This window comes from Pseudomonas sp. 11/12A, from assembly GCF_000800055.1.
Classification (GTDB): Bacteria; Pseudomonadota; Gammaproteobacteria; order Pseudomonadales; family Pseudomonadaceae; genus Aquipseudomonas; species Aquipseudomonas mohnii.
In genome coordinates this window covers 514092-529655 of record NZ_JUGV01000001.1, presented here as the reverse complement: position 1 = coordinate 529655, position 15564 = coordinate 514092, and the positions used below count along the sequence as shown (strand labels likewise).

Here is a 15564-nt window from a genome sequence, read left to right as displayed (position 1 = left end):
TGGAAACAAAATAAAGCCCTGCCCTGCAAATGCGGCAACGCCCCGAACCGGTCGGGGCGTTGCTCAAGCCTTGCTCAACAGCGCAATGCGATTACTTCTCGGCGCGTGCCTTGAGGTTTTTCAAGGTATTGAACGGCGCATCGACCACAAACTTGTTGGCCACCATCGACGGAACACTACCGCCCGGCTCGGTGTGAACCTGATAGGTCACTTCAACCTGATCGCCCTTGGGAACGAACTTCCAGAAACCATCGATCTTGGCCACCCGGACCAGACCTTTTTCCTCAGGCAGGTATTTCGGCACACCTTCGAGCTTGCGGGTCAGGCTGCCATCGGCACCTTCAATAATGGTGACGTGCATCACCGAATCACGCGGGGTGACTGGCCAAGGCGTATTGAACTGGGTGTAGGTCCAGAGCTGATTGCCTTCCTGCTTGAGCAACTTCTGGGTCTTGCATTCGTGAATCCAGGCGCAGGCGCCGGGGACGTCATCCTGTAGTGCGCGCAGTTTGGCCATGGTGGTCTTCATCAGGGTGACGCCCTGGTAGGCCTTGTAGTCGGAACCTGGCACTTCACTCAGGGATACCTTGATGCCGTCTTCGTTCTTGGCAACTTTCCAGTCTTCGGCCTGAGCGACCGAGGTGGCCAATACAGCTGTCAAACCACACAGCAGAGCAATACGATGCAGCGAACCCATAGTCTTATTCCTTATTGTTGAAGTTCAGTTCGTCGGGCTTGCACCTCCGATCACCTTCCGGTTTTTCGGAGGTGCGAGCCCACACATCACGCAGCCGTCATTTGCTCCCACCAGCCGATCAGCCTGATCGCGTCTTCACGGCTATTGCCGCACACCTCGATATCAGCCTCGAACGCCGAACAGACTGCCGGGCGCTCTGGCTGGCCGAAAATAGTGCACAGGTTTTCGGCAGACAATTGCAGGCATCGTTCCCCCGCGGCTTTTCCGTTGGGCATGCCGGGGATGGGTGAGCTGATGGATGGGGCAATGCAACAGGCGCCACAGCCTTCACGGCATTTCATGACGACAAGCTCCTCGCGACGGGCAATGTGTTAAAGGACGTGGCACAGAGTAACCGCTAAAACAGTTGTTTGAAATTGGCGAACCACGGGTTTTTGCCTGCAACCGGGCGTGACCGGGCAGTCTCCGACAAAACGCCTGGTTGGCGGGTCATCAGCAGGGAAGAATTAATGCTTGAACTCGAATTCCAGCGCCGCGCCTTCGACTTCACGACGTTCTTCGTTGCGCAGCTGCAATTGCATTTCGTTGCTGATCAACCTTCCGTTGAGCTGGAACTGACTGCTTTTGTCACCGAACATTTGCGGCAGTACCGGATCTCGCCTCGGTAATGGCACGGTGCCCACCGGCTTCAGCTCCTCGACCATGCCCTTGGGCAAACTCAAATCCAGGTCGACTGAAGGCAGCGGGGTTTTCGCCACCTCGCTGGCCGGTTTCGACTTGGCCGCAATCGGAGGACGCTTTTTGACCGGCGCGGCTTTCTTTTTGACCGGGGCGGCTTTGGTGGCTGGAGCGGTTTTTTTCGAGGTAGTGCTTGCTGCCGGTTTTTCCTGAACAGAAGCGGCCATCACGGAGAGCGGCTGAGCGCTCAATAACAGACAAATCATCAGCCAGGTGGCGGGAAAAATCGGTTTCATGGACCCAACGGCGCAACTGCGCTAACGACAGAGGGGCCATATGCTCGCTTGTTGCAATCAACATGACAAGCGCAGACAGGCATTACCTGCCCGCCTCCGTCACAGACCACCGGCCATTTCCTGGCAGAGCTGGGTGGCGAGCATGCCAAGGGTCATCAAGGCACGTTCAGCTTCACGATTCCACGGGATGCCGCAGTTCAAACGAATGCAATGATTGAATTGCTCGGTATTACTGAAAATCAGCCCCGGCGCGATGCTGATGCCCTGCTGCAGCGCCCGCACGTGCAATTCCTGGGTATTGACCCGACCCGGCAGGCTCACCCACAAAATGAAACCGCCGGTTGGCCGCGTCATCTGGGTGCCTTCGGGGAAATACTGCTGCACGGCCAGCTGGAAGGCGCTGAGGTTCTTGCGGTATTCCTGACGGATGTAACGCAAATGACGGTCGTATCCACCGTTTTCCAAGTAGGCAGCAATACCCATTTGCGTAACGCTGCAGGCGGAATGGGTGCTGAACGTCTGCAAACGCTGGATTTCCTGCTGGTACTTGCCGGCAATCATCCAGCCGATCCGTACACCCGGCGACAGGGTCTTGGAGAAACTCGAGCAATAGATCACCCGGTCCAGGCGGTCATAGGCCTTGAGCGCTTTGGTGCGCCCCTGCTCGAACATCAACTCGCCGTAAATATCGTCCTCGACAATCTGGATATCGAAGTCAGATGCCAGGCGCAGCAGTTGTTTCTGCCGCTCCTCGGGCATGGTGCCCCCCAGCGGGTTGCTTAAACGAGTGGTCAGCACCAAGGCCTTGATCGACCACTGGTTGGCCGCCAATTGCAAGGCTTCGAGGCTCATGCCGGTGGATGGGTCGCTGGGAATTTCGATGACCTTGAGGCCCAGCAGATCAGCCAATTGCAGCAAACCATAGTAGGTCGGCGACTCGGCTGCGATCAGGTCACCCGGTCGGGTCAGCACTCGCAGGGACATTTGCAAGGCATCGACACAGCCGTGGGTGATCACCACTTCCGACGGATCGACCACCACGCCCGCATCACGCATGCGAATCGCCACTTGTCGGCGCAACGGTTCAAAACCCGGGCTGAACATATAGCTGAACGCACGCGGACTGTGAAAACGGGTGACTTTGGCCAGTTGCTGATGCAGTGCCCGCACCGGCAAATAATCGACGCTCGGTACTGCGGCGCCCAACGGAAAGACGCCTTCACGGCGGGATTCGACCAGCACCTGCTGGATGATGCTGCTGCGAGTGACCAGCCCAGGACGTTCAACCCTGGCGATATCCGGTGTCGGTGCGGTCAGGGCCGGGGTCTGGTGCACGTAGTAGCCCGATTGCGGCCGGGCACGGATCAGCCCCTGATCCTCGAGGTTGGCATAGGCCTGCAGCACTGTCGCATGGCTGACATTGAGCTGCGAGCTCATCTTGCGCACCGAAGGCACACGCTCGCCGGGTTGATAGACACCTCGACGGATATCTTCGGCCAGTTGCTGAGCAATACGTTGGTAGAGCAGGAGATTGGTCATGACGCAGCACTCGATTTCACGGGCATTTTATTCTTGTGTGAAACAATACCGGAACAGTTTAGAAGTGTACGGGGACAGTTGCCACAATAGTCGACAGGACAGTGCAGTGTCAGCAAGAACTGTACTGTTCTGAGCACTATTTGGCAGGCGAAAAAAAACCCGGCGCTGACTGGCAGGCCGGGTTTCCAGTGACGCAACCCTTAGCGGGCGGCGCCCATCTGGCCTTTTTCATCGGAGAACACAATTTCCACCCGACGGTTCTGGGCACGACCCCGCTCGGAAGCGTTAACGTCCACAGGGTATTCATCACCGTAGCCTTCAACCTGAATACGTTTGTCGTCGATCCCAAGATCCGTCAAAACGTCCGCCACCGATTGCGCACGGTCGCGGGACAGCTTGAGGTTTTCCTGTTTGCCGCCGGTGCTGTCGGTGTAGCCTTCGATCCGCACCACACGCTTGGGGTTGAGCTGCAGGAACTGGACGACTTTCAGCACGACGCGGTTCGCCGAGTTTTTCAATTCTGCTTCGCCGGTGTCGAACAGCACGTCGCCCAGGGTCATGACCAAACCACGGTCGGTCTGGGTGGTGGCCGTCGCAACGATTTGCTCTTCGATCCATTTGCCCTGCTGCTGCACGCTGAGCAGTTTGGATTCACGCAAGGCCAGTTGCAGGCGCTGCCGCTCCAGTTCGAGCTTTGCCGCGCGCTCTTCGTTAAGCACCTGATCGGTGTGTTCCCGAGCGATCTCGCTGTAACGCTGGCTCAGATAAGCGTAATGCACCACGTCCGACCCGCTGCCCCAGTAGCTGGACAAACGATCGGCGCGCGCCAGGGACTCACCGGCGCGGATCACGTCCTTGGGGGCGATACGCAGCACGTTGGAATCTTCCTTGACCTTCTGGAAGTTGGCGCCCGCCTCCTGCAATGCCGCTTCGCCGTGCTGGCCGGCGCAGCCATAAAGGCTCGCGCAACCCGCCAGGATCAGACCACCGAGGGCCTTGGTCTTGAGGCTCATTGGGAGTCCCCCACTTGCTTGCGCAGACGGGCGATGCGGGTATTGAGCACGCTCAACTGCTCCTCGCTCTTGAGGGTCAGGACCCGGGCCTCAGCCAGACGCGCGTCCAGCTCGGCCTGTTCGGCCCGCATGCGTGCGTTTCTGAAGGATTGGTCGGCCATGTTGCCCTTGGCCCGGTTGAACTTGTCTTCGGCCAGTTTCATTTCAGGCACTTCGTCGGCAGTGGCGCCAACAGCCTTGGCTTGTTCGAGTGCCTGTGCAGTCAGGCGCATTTGTTCATTCGGCGCAGGATCGGCTGCACAACCCGCCAGAGCCAGAACGGCCAGGGCAGCGAAAAGAGGTCGAATACTCACTAAAAATCCCTACTGTTTTGGGCTACTGACAGGTGGCGTCTGCCGTTGAGAAAGTTGAGCATTCCAACGCTCGATATTGCGCAACAGCACGGCCTCCGTCAGTCCGGACGCGGGCAATTCTGTCATCTTTTTGGCCAACTGTCCGCGCAACCACGGATCGTTGCAGGCGGAGTCATGGGAAATGGCCAGAAACAGTCCCGGCCTGTCTACCGGCTGCACGCGAGCCACCAGGTCATTGGACATTCCCAATGTCTGCGCCATCGCCACGCCCGAGTAGCGTCCGGCCAGGACATATTCCACCTCGCCCAACAGCAGTTTCTGGAAGGCCTGGGTCAGGTTGGACGTACGCGTCAGGGTCAATTGCTGCTCGGCGAAAGTGGCGAATGCCGGGGTCAGTCGGGACTTTTCCGACAAGGCGCCAGTATGCCCCGGCAGGTCCTGCACCTTGCTATAGACCAGTGACGAATCCTTGCGGGTCCAGACCAGATAATCGTTTTCCAGCAACGGCGGGTGAATGTAATCCAGGGTTTCCAGTTCGCTGACCGTCAACGAGGCATCAGCCAGCATGTCCATGCGTCCACTGCGCACTTCGTCCAGGGCCTGGGAGCGTTTTCCGGCGTACAACAGTTCAACCTTGATCCCTAACTGCCCCGCCACTAGCTGCAACAAATCGGCACTGGCGCCGATCAGATGCCTGGGATCCTGCGGGTCTTGCCACAGGAAAGGGGGCGCATCCGGACTGCCGGTCACCACCAGGCGATCGCACTTGCCGGCTGCAGTGGACAGCGCTGGAAATAGCGTCAACCCAAGAAGCAATGACCAGCCACATAGGCGGCTCAAATCCATGGCGAAACACTCCCGTTGAGACCGTTTATAACCTGTAGGCGCGAGCCGGCTCGCTCCTACAGAAAAAAAGGCAAAAAAAAGCCCGACCAGAAGGCCGGGCTCTTTATAAGTGAAGCAGCCGGATTAGACCAGCTTCTCCAGCTCAGGGATGGCTTCGAACAAGTCCGCCACCAGGCCGTAATCGGCCACCTGGAAGATCGGCGCTTCTTCGTCCTTGTTGATCGCAACGATCACTTTGGAGTCTTTCATGCCGGCCAGGTGCTGGATCGCGCCGGAGATACCGACGGCAATGTACAGCTGTGGAGCAACGATCTTGCCGGTCTGACCGACCTGCATGTCGTTGGGTACGAAACCTGCGTCGACTGCGGCGCGGGAAGCACCGACGGCAGCGCCCAGCTTGTCGGCCAGGGCGTACAGGTGTTTGAAGTTGTCACCGTTCTGCATGCCACGGCCGCCGGAAATGACGATCTTGGCAGCGGTCAGTTCCGGACGATCGGACTTGGCCAGTTCTTCGCCAACGAAGCTGGAGATGCCAGCGTCGTGGGCAGCGGCAACGGCTTCTACAGCAGCCGAACCACCTTCAGCGGCAACCGGGTCGAAACCGGTGGCACGCACGGTGATCACCTTCACTGACGCGTTCGACTGAACGGTAGCGATGGCGTTACCGGCATAGATCGGACGCTTGAAGGTGTCAGCGCTTTCGACCGAGATGATCTCGGAGATCTGGTCAACGTCCAGCGCAGCGGCGACGCGCGGCAGGATGTTTTTGCCGTTGGAAGTGGCGGCAGCCAGGATGTGGCTGTAGCCCTTGCCCAGCTCGGCAACCAGAGGCGCAACGTTTTCCGGCAGCTGGTGAGCGTAGGCAGCGTTGTCGGCCACCAGCACTTTAGCCACGCCAGCGACTTTCGCAGCGGCTTCAGCCACGGCGCCAGCGCCCTGGCCTGCAACCAGCACGTGGATATCGCCGCCGATTTTGGCAGCGGCAGCCACGGTGTTCAGCGTGGCCGGGGCCAGCACTTTGTTGTCGTGTTCAGCAATAACCAAGATAGTCATTTAGATTACCTTCGCTTCGTTTTTCAGTTTCTCGACCAGTTCAGCCACCGACTTGACCTTGATACCCGCGCTGCGTGCAGCAGGCGCTTCGACTTTCACGGTCTTGTTGGTGGAGGCGGTGGAAACGCCCAAAGCGTCCGGAGTCAGCACTTCGAGAGGCTTCTTCTTGGCTTTCATGATGTTTGGCAGGGACGCGTAGCGCGGCTCGTTCAAACGCAGGTCGGTGGTGACGATGGCCGGCAGTTTCAGGGAAACGGTCTGCGCGCCGCCATCGATTTCGCGAGTCACGGCAACGCTGTCGCCGCTGATTTCGACTTTCGAAGCGAACGTGCCCTGACCGTAACCGCTCAATGCGGCAAGCATCTGGCCAGTCTGGTTGTTGTCGCTGTCAATGGCTTGTTTGCCAAGGATCATCAGCTGAGGCTGTTCCTTGTCGACAACAGCCTTCAGCAGTTTGGCAACGGCCAGGGAAGTCAGATCTTCGGCGGATTCGACGAGGATGGCGCGGTCAGCACCCAGAGCCAGCGCAGTGCGCAGTTGCTCTTGAGCGGTGGACGGGCCGACGGAGACGACGACGATTTCAGTCGCGACGCCTTTCTCTTTCAGGCGTACCGCTTCTTCCACTGCGATTTCGCAGAACGGGTTCATCGACATCTTGACGTTGGCAAGATCGACGCCGGAATTGTCCGCCTTGACGCGGACCTTGACGTTGTAATCCACAACGCGTTTGACAGCTACAAGAACCTTCATGGATTCCTCGTTACTCTCCGGTGAAAAGGAAGTCGCCTAGGCGAACCTGGCGGTTGATGCTCATCGGGCGCAAGGGCACCTCTAAAAACGCCGGCAAACGTGTCAAGTGACCATCGCTCATAATGTTGATGACCGTTCGTCAGTCGTGACTCACGAGTCATTCATTATCGCGGCGTGTAAACTGCGCGCCAAACCTGCGCGGCTCATCACTTTCCAGTGCCATCGCCCTGTCTTTAGAGGTGCTCTTGAAACCAACAGTCAGCCTACGGCGAGCGCAAAACCGCCCGTATCTTGACCGGAACACCTATTCCGGTCAATACGGCAAAATAGCCGTTCATAAGCCGCGTGACTTTGATTTCTCTGGCTTTGAGCCAATTCAAACAAACGTTTGTATTGGACGCTGAGAGTGGTGTAGATATAATGCGCCACCCAAAGAGAAAGGTGGTTACTCGATTGTCCTCTCCCGGCGTTGCGCAGGGATTCAGGGATGCGACACCCAACCTCCCAATTAGAAAAAAAACTGTTGAGCCTTGAGTAGGAGATAACCTGTGGAACGCGAATACATGGAATTCGACGTCGTCATCGTCGGTGCCGGCCCCGCTGGTCTTTCCGCTGCCTGCCGATTGAAGCAGAAGGCCGCCGAAGCCGGTAAGGAAATCAGCGTCTGCGTGGTCGAAAAAGGCTCCGAGGTCGGTGCTCACATCTTGTCTGGTGCCGTGTTCGAACCACGGGCCCTGAACGAATTGTTCCCGGACTGGAAAGCACTCGGCGCGCCGCTGAACACGCCGGTCACCCGCGATGACATCTTCGTGCTGAAAAACGCCGAAAGCGCGCAGAAAATCCCTGACTTCTTTGTGCCCAAGACCATGCACAACGAAGGCAACTACATCATCTCCCTGGGCAACCTGTGCCGCTGGCTGGCCCAGCAGGCCGAGAACCTGGGCGTGGAAATCTACCCGGGCTTCGCCGCCCAGGAAGCGCTGTTCGACGAGAACGGCGTGGTTCGCGGGATCATCACCGGCGACCTGGGCGTTGACCGCGAAGGTCACCCGAAGGAAGGCCTGTACACCCCGGGCATGGAACTGCGTGGCAAGTACACGCTGTTCGCCGAAGGTTGCCGCGGTCACATCGGCAAGCAGCTGATCAAGCGTTTCAACCTCGACAGCGATGCAGACGCCCAGCACTACGGCATCGGCCTGAAAGAAATCTGGGAAGTCGACCCGGCCAAGCATCAGCCAGGCCTGGTGGTCCACACCGCCGGTTGGCCGATGGACATCATGGGCACCGAGAACACCGGTGGCTCGTTCCTTTATCACCTGGAAAACAACCAGGTGGTGGTCGGCCTGATCGTCGACCTGTCCTACAGCAACACCTACCTGTCGCCGTTCGACGAGTTCCAGCGCCTCAAGCATCACCCGGTGCTCAAACAGTACCTGGAAGGCGGCAAGCGCATCAGCTACGGTGCGCGCGCCATCTGCAAGGGCGGCTTGAATTCGCTGCCGAAAATGGTCTTCAAGGGCGGCGCGCTGATCGGTTGCGACCTCGGCACCCTGAACTTCGCCAAGATCAAAGGCAGCCACACCGCGATGAAGTCCGGCATGCTGGCCGCCGAATCCGTGGCCGACGCGCTGTTCGCTGACCTGGACGGCACTGCAGAACTGACCAGTTACGTCGACGCGTTCAAGAAGAGCTGGCTCTACGACGAACTGTTCGCCAGCCGCAACTTCGGCCCGGCGATCCACAAGTTCGGCGCTATCGTCGGTGGCGGTTTCAACTGGCTCGACCAGAATATCTTCGGCGGCAAACTGCCGTTCACCCTGCACGACACCAAGCCGGACTACGCGTGCCTCAAGCTTGCGGCCGACTGCAAGAAGATCGACTACCCGAAACCGGACGGCAAGATCAGCTTCGACAAACTCAGCTCGGTGTTCATCTCCGGTACCAACCATGAAGAAGAACAGCCGTGCCACCTGAAGCTGACCGATCCGAGCATCCCGATCAACAAGAACCTGCCGCTGTACGATGAGCCAGCCCAGCGTTATTGCCCGGCCGGCGTGTACGAAGTGATTACCAAGGAAGATGGCGAGAAGCGCTTCCAGATCAACGCCCAGAACTGCGTTCACTGCAAGACCTGCGACATCAAGGACCCTTCGCAGAACATCACCTGGGTGACGCCGGAAGGCGCTGGCGGCCCGACTTACCCGAACATGTAAGCCGCACGCCTGAACAACGAGGCTCCCGAATGGGGGCCTTTTTGTTGCCTGAAATTTCGCGCAATGACTCCAGTACACAGCTTGTATTCAGACACTACGCGTCAGCGCTATCGACCTTCGCGAGCAAGCTCGCTCCTACAGGTCACGTGTCAGACTTTAGCGCCTAGGTCGTTCGACAACCGCGCCGTGACCCCTTTGATCAGGGGAATCAACTCGGCCATTTTTTCCAGCGACATATACGGCACGGTACTGGCGATGCTGATGCCGGCGACGATGCGCTTGCTGGCATCACGAATCGGTGCCGCCACGCAACGGATCGACGGTTCGTTGTCCTCCAGGTCGAACGCATAACCTCCGGCCACATACTCGATCATGCGCTGCTGAAATTGCTCCCAGGACTGCTCCGGGTGCTGCGGCCAGAACTGATTTTTCCCACCTGCTGGCAAACTGACTTCGTACAACCGTTGCCACTCTTGTGGCGTGTCGTCGAGCATCAGTGCCTTACCGATGCCGGTACGCGCCAACGGCATGCGATGGCCGACCCGCGAGCGCATTTCCGGGCCGTTGCGTCCCGGATTCTTGTGCAGGTACAGCACTTCGTCGCCTTCTCGGATCGCCAGGTGAATGGTGTCACCGGTCAACGCCGACAACTCATCCAGATACGGCCCGGCCAGGGTGACCAACGGCAGTTCTTCGCGCGCCTGAAACCCCAATTCGATCAGCTTCGGCCCCAGCAGGTAACCGACTTGCGGCACCACCCGCAGATAACGTTCGTCGACCAGGCAACTGGCCAGTCGATGAGTGGTGCTGCGCGTGGTCCCGATCAACCGGGCGATTTCCTTGAGGTCGCGCGCGCCACTGGCCACGGCCTGAACCACACCCAAACCTCGAAGCAGTGTCTGGGTGCCGGTTGGCGCGGCGTCCTTGGCGATTTTTGGGGCGTCTTCCTGCATATCCAGCCTTTACCGTTGAGCGAGTGAACGGGCGGCATTATGGTCGCCCTCCTGCTGCGACTACAACTTGATACGCTCGACCTTGCCCACCAGCAAAATGTAGGAAAGTGCACCCAGCAATGCCAGAACCGAGATGTAGGTGATCGCCGGGGCAAAGGACTCACCGCTGGCGAGGAAACCGATGACGATTGGCGTGGCGATGGCCGACAAGTTGCCGATGAAGTTGAACACGCCACCGGTCAGTCCCAGCAAACGTGCCGGCGCCAGCGTGGAAACGAGCGACCAGGTGATCGAAGCCAGACCGTTGCCGAAGAACGCCAGGGCGAGGAAGGCAATCACCAGCGGCGTCGACTCGACGAAGTTGGCGCCGATGATCGAAGTGGAAATCAGCAGGCCACTGATGATCGGCAATTTGCGAGCGAAACCGACCGTGTACCCGCGCCGGATCAGGAAATCCGAAAAGAATCCGGAACACAGCACACCGACGAACGCCGCGAGAAACGGCAGCGATGCCAGTAAGCCGGATTTGATGAAGTCCATCCCACGGTATTTCACCAGGTAGGTCGGGAACCACGTCAGGAAAAACCACAGCGTCGAGTTGAGGCAGAACTGGCCCAGGTAGATGCCCCAGAGTTTGCGCTTGCTCAGGACGATCCCCAGGTCAGCCCAGCTGAATTTCGCTTTGACCCTGGCTTGCTCGGCCTGGATATCCACCAACCCGCCGCCTTCGCGGATCAGGTCGATTTCGGCCTCGTTGGCGCCTTTGAAGTCACGCGGTTCGCGATACACCGCGTACCAGATCACCGCCCAGAGAATGCCTACCGCGCCGGTGGTGACAAACACCATGTGCCAGCCGAATTCGTGCTGAAGCCAGGCCAGTAACGGCGTCAGGAATGCCAGGCCGACAAACTGCCCAGAGGTATAGAAACCGATGGCCGTGGCGCGCTCGCGTTCCGGGAACCACGTGGTGACGACGCGGCTGTTGATCGGATAGGCCGGCGCTTCCAGGGCACCGACGGCCATGCGCAAGACGAACAGCGCGATGAAGCTGCCGGCGAAGCCAAGCATCACTGTGGCAATCGACCATAGCAGCAAGGCAGCGGTGTAGAGAATGCGCGGCGGAACACGGTCCACCAGCCAGCCACCGGGGATCTGCATGGCGGCGTAGGTCCAGCCGAAGGCCGAGAAAATCAGGCCGACGTGAATCGGGTCGATGCCCAGTTCGCTGGTCAGCGCCGGGGCAGCGATCGACAGGTTGCTGCGGTCCAGGTAATTGATCACCACGGTGATGAACAGCAGGACCATGATAAAAAAACGCTTGCGGCTGGGCGTCACCAACGTCGCCTGCCCGGTGAGGGTTTGCGGTTGCATGAGGAGTGCCTCTTCTTATGGTTATTGAGGACGATCTAAAACCTTGCACTGAATCCTGTGGGAGCTGGCTTGCCAGCGAAGGCGGCGGCACATCCGGCATTGATGTGACCGACAGGACGCTATCGCGGGCAAGCCCGCTCCCACAGGTTATGTGTCAGGAGAAACTCACCACTCGGCAAAACTGCCATCGGCATGGCGCCAGATCGGGTTGCGCCAGCGGTGCCCGATGGCTGCGCGTTCGATCACGTACTCCTCGTTGATCTCAATACCCAGGCCCGGGCCGTTGGGGATTTTCACGAAGCCTTTGTCGTAGTCGAACACCCGCGGATCTTTGACGTAATCCAGCAGGTCGTTGCTCTCGTTGTAATGGATGCCCAGGCTCTGTTCCTGAATGAACGCGTTGTAGCAGGCCGCGTCCAGTTGCAGGCAAGCGGCCAGCGCAATCGGGCCCAGCGGACAATGCAGCGCCAGCGCCACGTCGTAGGCTTCGGCCATGTTGGCGATCTTGCGGGTTTCGGTGATGCCACCGGCGTGGGATGCATCGGGCTGGATGATGTCGACGTAGCCTTCGCTGAGCACGCGTTTGAAATCCCAACGGGAAAACAACCGTTCGCCCAGGGCAATCGGCGTGCTGGTCAGCGGCGCCAACTCCTTCAGCGCTTCATAGTTTTCACTGAGCACCGGCTCTTCGATGAACATCAGTTTGTACGGGTCGAGCTCTTTCATGAGCACCTTGGCCATGGGCTTGTGCACCCGGCCATGGAAGTCGACGCCTATGCCGACGTTCGGGCCCACCGCGTCACGCACGGCAGCGACGTTGGCCAGGGCCAGGTCGACTTTCTCGAAGGTGTCGAGGAACTGCAGCTCTTCGGTGCCATTCATTTTCACCGCGGTGAAACCGCGCCCCACCGCTTCTTTCGCTGCCCGCGCGGTATCCGCCGGACGGTCGCCGCCGATCCACGAATAGACACGAATCTTGTCGCGCACCTGGCCGCCCAGCAGATCACTGACCGACACACCCAACGCCTTGCCCTTGATGTCCCACAACGCCTGATCGATGCCGGCCAGTGCGCTCATGTGGATCGCGCCGCCACGGTAGAATCCGCCGCGATAGAGCACGGTCCAGATGTCTTCGATGTTGCGTGGGTCTTTGCCGATCAGGTAGTCGGACAATTCCTCGACGGCGGCCGCCACGGTGTGGGCGCGGCCTTCGACCACGGGCTCGCCCCAACCGGTGACGCCCTCGTCGGTTTCGACCTTGAGGAAGCACCAGCGCGGCGGAACGATGAAGGTGGTCAGTTTGGTGATTTTCATCTTCTTGTCTCTCTTATTCAGATGCAGCGCACGCAGCGCCAAAGGTCTTAGCGAAGGGATTTCCAGGCAGCGACGTAGGCCTTGGCATTGGTCGACACTTGCGCAGGGGTCATGCCTGGCTTGAACAACCCGGAGCCGAGGCCGAAGCCTTTCACGCCGGCATCGATGAACACCTGCATGTTGTCCGGGGTGATGCCACCGACCGGTGCCAGAATCGTTCCCGCCGGCAACACCGCGAGCCATGCCTTGACGACCGCCGGCCCCATCTGTTCGGCCGGAAACATCTTCAGGATGTCCGCCCCTTCGGCCAGTGCCGCAAAGGCTTCGGTCGGCGTGGCGACACCCGGCGACAGGTACAGCCCCGCAGCCTTCGCGGCGCGCAATACCTTGGGATCGCTGTGGGGCATCACGATCACCTGACCGCCCGCCGCTTTCACTTGCTCGACCTGTTCCGGTGTCAGCACCGTGCCGGCACCGATCAGGCAATCAGCGGGCAAGGTGCTGCGCAGGATACGGATGCTTTCGTACGGCTCCGGGGAGTTGAGCGGTACCTCGATGACGCGAAATCCGGCTGCGTACAGGACTTCGCCGATGGCCGCCGCTTCTTGCGGACGCAAGCCGCGCAGGATCGCGATCAGACCGTTTTGCGCCAGTGCTTGTTTGAGCATGTTCAGAGCTCCAGTCAGGTTTAACGGGATGGGTTGGGCGTGATCAGTCCGGCGGCCAGCGCCAGTTGCCACAGCCCGCGTTCGGTGGCCTGTTCGACCAGCGCCACTCGGGCAAACCCGCAAGCGTCCAGGGCCCGGCTGTAGCGCGTACAGAGTTGGGCGTTGCCGATGAGGATGATCGATGGCAGGTGCACACTGTTGCGCCGATGTCGCAGGACGCTGGCGAGGGCCGACAGTTCATGGCCGATCAACAGGCCGGACAGGTAGTCCGGTTGTGCGGTGGCGCTCAGCGCCCCCGTCAGACCGAGGCTGCGAGCGCTGAACATGGTCGAGAGCACACCGGTTTCGCCGTCCGCCGACAATGCCACCTGCACGCCGCGATCAAACGCTTCGTCATCGAACGACCCGCCGCGTTGCTGGGTACGCCCCAGAATGCTGTGTTCGCTGAGCACGGCGAAGACTTCGCCGGTCATGAAAGTGTCGAAATGGACGATGCAGCCGTCGGCCACTTCCACCCATTTCGAATGACTGCCCGGCAGGCCGATCAATAGATCGGCGCCCGCCTCGTTCGACAGGGTTTGCAGCACGCCGAGCACTTGGGTTTCTTCGCCGCGCATCACGTTGGGCAAGCGCGAGCGCTGGATCACACCCGGCACGATGTGCACGTCGACACCACGAAGACTGCGTACGGTTTGCAAGGCGGTGCCGAGGGTGGCGACGTTTGCCGGCGTATCGCGGTAGGCCGCTTCACACCAGCCCTGGGCGCTGCCGACCATGCCACAGGCAATCACCGGCAGGCCGGGCTGTTCGTCGAGCCAGTCGCCGCATGCCTGGTCAAAGGCCAATTCAAAACCGTCGGTGCATTCCCGGCCGGCAATGACGCGCGGCGCCTTGGGCAGCTGCATGATCCCCGACGACAGCGAACGCTGTTCGAGCACTTGGCCACCTTCGGCCAGTTTGTAAGCACGTAATGAGGTTGTCCCCCAATCGAGCGCGATCAATTGCGCCAGCATCGCTTCACCTGTTTTGTTTTTGGCAGTGAGTGAGCTGGACTATAAGCCCGGACGGCGCAAAATCTCAATATATAAATATCAATCCCATATATTGGGAGAAGACAAAAAAATCGCAGCGTTCGCGAGCCCCTGGAATGCAGGAGCTCGCTTGTCTGCGATGGTCGTCAACGATAATGCGTGAAGCCTGACACCCCGTGGTGCATTCGATTTCTTCGCGAGCAGGCTCGCTCCTACGGGGGTTGGGCGTTTATTGACCTTCGGCGAACTCGCGAAGCACTTTGCCGTCCATGCGGTAGCGAACCCACTCCTCCTGTGGCTGCGCGCCCAGGGATTTGTAGAAATCGATGGCTGGGGTGTTCCACTCTAGAACGCTCCATTCGAAGCGCCCGCAATCGTTGGCACAGGCAATTTTCGCCAAATGCCGCAGCAGGGTTTTGCCGGCACCGCCACCCCGCTGTTCCGGGGTGATGTAGAGGTCTTCGAGGTACAGGCAGTTGCTGCCCAGCCATGTGGAATAGCTGAAGAAGAACACCGCGAAACCGATCGGCAACCCGTCGCGCAGGCAGATCAGGCCATGGGCGGTCGCCCCTTCGCTGAACAAGCTGCGCTCGATGTCGGCGACGCTGGCAATGACTTCGTGGCGGGCACGTTCGTAGTCGGCCAATTCCGTGATGAACGCGAGGATTTGTGGCGCGTCACTGGGGGTTGCCGGGCGGATTTCGATCGTCATGGACGCGCCTTGTCAAAAGTTGAAAACGCCATACTAAGGCGGCGCGCGATTTGTGGCGAGGGAGCTTGCTCCCCTGC

At 59.5% G+C, this 15564-nt stretch carries 16 protein-coding genes; 1 reads left to right on the top strand and 15 read right to left on the bottom strand.

All coding sequences use genetic code 11. The features are described from left to right. Positions 1-91 precede the first annotated feature (91 nt). From GQ39_RS02520 to GQ39_RS02480, 9 genes are all read right to left on the bottom strand, one after another. Positions 92-697 carry an START domain-containing protein gene (locus GQ39_RS02520; protein WP_047527040.1) on the bottom strand — a complete coding sequence of 202 codons (606 nt, stop codon included), beginning with the start codon at positions 695-697 and terminating at the stop codon, positions 92-94. A gap of 86 nt (positions 698-783) precedes the next feature. After that, complete coding sequence (locus tag GQ39_RS02515) at positions 784-1038, bottom strand: zinc/iron-chelating domain-containing protein (RefSeq protein ID WP_047527038.1); 255 nt, start codon at positions 1036-1038, stop codon at positions 784-786. Between the two features lie 165 nt (positions 1039-1203). Continuing rightward, a complete protein-coding gene (locus tag GQ39_RS02510; RefSeq protein WP_047527037.1) occupies positions 1204-1671 on the bottom strand; it encodes a hypothetical protein in 468 nt (155 codons plus the stop codon). Positions 1672-1770: 99 nt separating this feature from the next. After that, the gene (locus GQ39_RS02505; protein WP_047527036.1) at positions 1771-3210 is read right to left on the bottom strand and encodes an aminotransferase-like domain-containing protein; all 1440 of its coding nucleotides are present in this window, start codon (positions 3208-3210) and stop codon (positions 1771-1773) included. A gap of 200 nt (positions 3211-3410) precedes the next feature. Next, on the bottom strand, positions 3411-4223 hold the full coding sequence (locus GQ39_RS02500) for an OmpA family protein (protein ID WP_047527034.1): 813 nt from the start codon (positions 4221-4223) through the stop codon (positions 3411-3413). Beyond that, positions 4220-4576 carry a DUF4398 domain-containing protein gene (locus GQ39_RS02495; RefSeq protein ID WP_047527033.1) on the bottom strand — a complete coding sequence of 119 codons (357 nt, stop codon included), beginning with the start codon at positions 4574-4576 and terminating at the stop codon, positions 4220-4222. The genes GQ39_RS02500 and GQ39_RS02495 overlap by 4 nt, the downstream gene beginning before the upstream one ends. Positions 4577-4585: 9 nt before the next feature. Continuing rightward, complete coding sequence (locus GQ39_RS02490) at positions 4586-5422, bottom strand: substrate-binding periplasmic protein (RefSeq protein WP_047527032.1); 837 nt, start codon at positions 5420-5422, stop codon at positions 4586-4588. 123 nt (positions 5423-5545) lie between these two features. Then, positions 5546-6475, bottom strand: a complete 930-nt coding sequence (locus tag GQ39_RS02485) for an electron transfer flavoprotein subunit alpha/FixB family protein (RefSeq protein WP_047527030.1) — start codon at positions 6473-6475, stop codon at positions 5546-5548. Beyond that, a complete protein-coding gene (locus tag GQ39_RS02480; protein ID WP_047527029.1) occupies positions 6476-7225 on the bottom strand; it encodes an electron transfer flavoprotein subunit beta/FixA family protein in 750 nt (249 codons plus the stop codon). It lies immediately after the preceding gene. Positions 7226-7773: 548 nt separating this feature from the next. Between GQ39_RS02480 and GQ39_RS02475 the strand changes: the two genes are divergently transcribed. Continuing rightward, positions 7774-9438 (top strand): electron transfer flavoprotein-ubiquinone oxidoreductase, encoded by a 1665-nt coding sequence (locus tag GQ39_RS02475; protein ID WP_047527027.1) that lies wholly within the window; start codon positions 7774-7776, stop codon positions 9436-9438. 149 nt (positions 9439-9587) lie between these two features. On the opposite strand, the gene GQ39_RS02470 is transcribed toward GQ39_RS02475, so the two are convergent. From GQ39_RS02470 to GQ39_RS02445, 6 genes are all read right to left on the bottom strand, one after another. Continuing rightward, the gene (locus GQ39_RS02470) at positions 9588-10391 is read right to left on the bottom strand and encodes an IclR family transcriptional regulator (RefSeq protein ID WP_047527025.1); all 804 of its coding nucleotides are present in this window, start codon (positions 10389-10391) and stop codon (positions 9588-9590) included. 60 nt (positions 10392-10451) lie between these two features. Continuing rightward, complete coding sequence (locus GQ39_RS02465) at positions 10452-11762, bottom strand: MFS transporter (protein WP_047527023.1); 1311 nt, start codon at positions 11760-11762, stop codon at positions 10452-10454. Positions 11763-11927: 165 nt separating this feature from the next. Then, positions 11928-13076: a galactonate dehydratase gene (gene dgoD, locus GQ39_RS02460; protein ID WP_047527021.1), complete on the bottom strand. Its 1149-nt coding sequence runs from the start codon at positions 13074-13076 to the stop codon at positions 11928-11930. 47 nt (positions 13077-13123) lie between these two features. Next, the gene (locus tag GQ39_RS02455) at positions 13124-13744 is read right to left on the bottom strand and encodes a 2-dehydro-3-deoxy-6-phosphogalactonate aldolase (protein ID WP_047527018.1); all 621 of its coding nucleotides are present in this window, start codon (positions 13742-13744) and stop codon (positions 13124-13126) included. 20 nt (positions 13745-13764) lie between these two features. Further along, the gene (locus GQ39_RS02450; RefSeq protein ID WP_047527015.1) at positions 13765-14757 is read right to left on the bottom strand and encodes a 2-dehydro-3-deoxygalactonokinase; all 993 of its coding nucleotides are present in this window, start codon (positions 14755-14757) and stop codon (positions 13765-13767) included. 247 nt (positions 14758-15004) lie between these two features. Then, positions 15005-15487, bottom strand: coding sequence for a GNAT family N-acetyltransferase (locus GQ39_RS02445; RefSeq protein WP_047527014.1), 483 nt, complete (start codon positions 15485-15487; stop codon positions 15005-15007). Positions 15488-15564: the final 77 nt, after the last annotated feature.

What these genes read in the sequence shown, in the direction of transcription:
- GQ39_RS02520 (WP_047527040.1), bottom strand. Translation starts at nt 697, where the DNA reads ATGGGTTCGCTGCATCGTATTGCTCTGCTGTGTGGTTTGACAGCTGTA.
- GQ39_RS02515 (WP_047527038.1), bottom strand. Translation starts at nt 1,038, where the DNA reads ATGAAATGCCGTGAAGGCTGTGGCGCCTGTTGCATTGCCCCATCCATC.
- GQ39_RS02510 (WP_047527037.1), bottom strand. Translation starts at nt 1,671, where the DNA reads ATGAAACCGATTTTTCCCGCCACCTGGCTGATGATTTGTCTGTTATTG.
- GQ39_RS02505 (WP_047527036.1), bottom strand. Translation starts at nt 3,210, where the DNA reads ATGACCAATCTCCTGCTCTACCAACGTATTGCTCAGCAACTGGCCGAA.
- GQ39_RS02500 (WP_047527034.1), bottom strand. Translation starts at nt 4,223, where the DNA reads ATGAGCCTCAAGACCAAGGCCCTCGGTGGTCTGATCCTGGCGGGTTGC.
- GQ39_RS02490 (WP_047527032.1), bottom strand. Translation starts at nt 5,422, where the DNA reads ATGGATTTGAGCCGCCTATGTGGCTGGTCATTGCTTCTTGGGTTGACG.
- GQ39_RS02485 (WP_047527030.1), bottom strand. Translation starts at nt 6,475, where the DNA reads ATGACTATCTTGGTTATTGCTGAACACGACAACAAAGTGCTGGCCCCG.
- GQ39_RS02480 (WP_047527029.1), bottom strand. Translation starts at nt 7,225, where the DNA reads ATGAAGGTTCTTGTAGCTGTCAAACGCGTTGTGGATTACAACGTCAAG.
- GQ39_RS02470 (WP_047527025.1), bottom strand. Translation starts at nt 10,391, where the DNA reads ATGCAGGAAGACGCCCCAAAAATCGCCAAGGACGCCGCGCCAACCGGC.
- GQ39_RS02465 (WP_047527023.1), bottom strand. Translation starts at nt 11,762, where the DNA reads ATGCAACCGCAAACCCTCACCGGGCAGGCGACGTTGGTGACGCCCAGC.
- dgoD (WP_047527021.1), bottom strand. Translation starts at nt 13,076, where the DNA reads ATGAAAATCACCAAACTGACCACCTTCATCGTTCCGCCGCGCTGGTGC.
- GQ39_RS02455 (WP_047527018.1), bottom strand. Translation starts at nt 13,744, where the DNA reads ATGCTCAAACAAGCACTGGCGCAAAACGGTCTGATCGCGATCCTGCGC.
- GQ39_RS02450 (WP_047527015.1), bottom strand. Translation starts at nt 14,757, where the DNA reads ATGCTGGCGCAATTGATCGCGCTCGATTGGGGGACAACCTCATTACGT.
- GQ39_RS02445 (WP_047527014.1), bottom strand. Translation starts at nt 15,487, where the DNA reads ATGACGATCGAAATCCGCCCGGCAACCCCCAGTGACGCGCCACAAATC.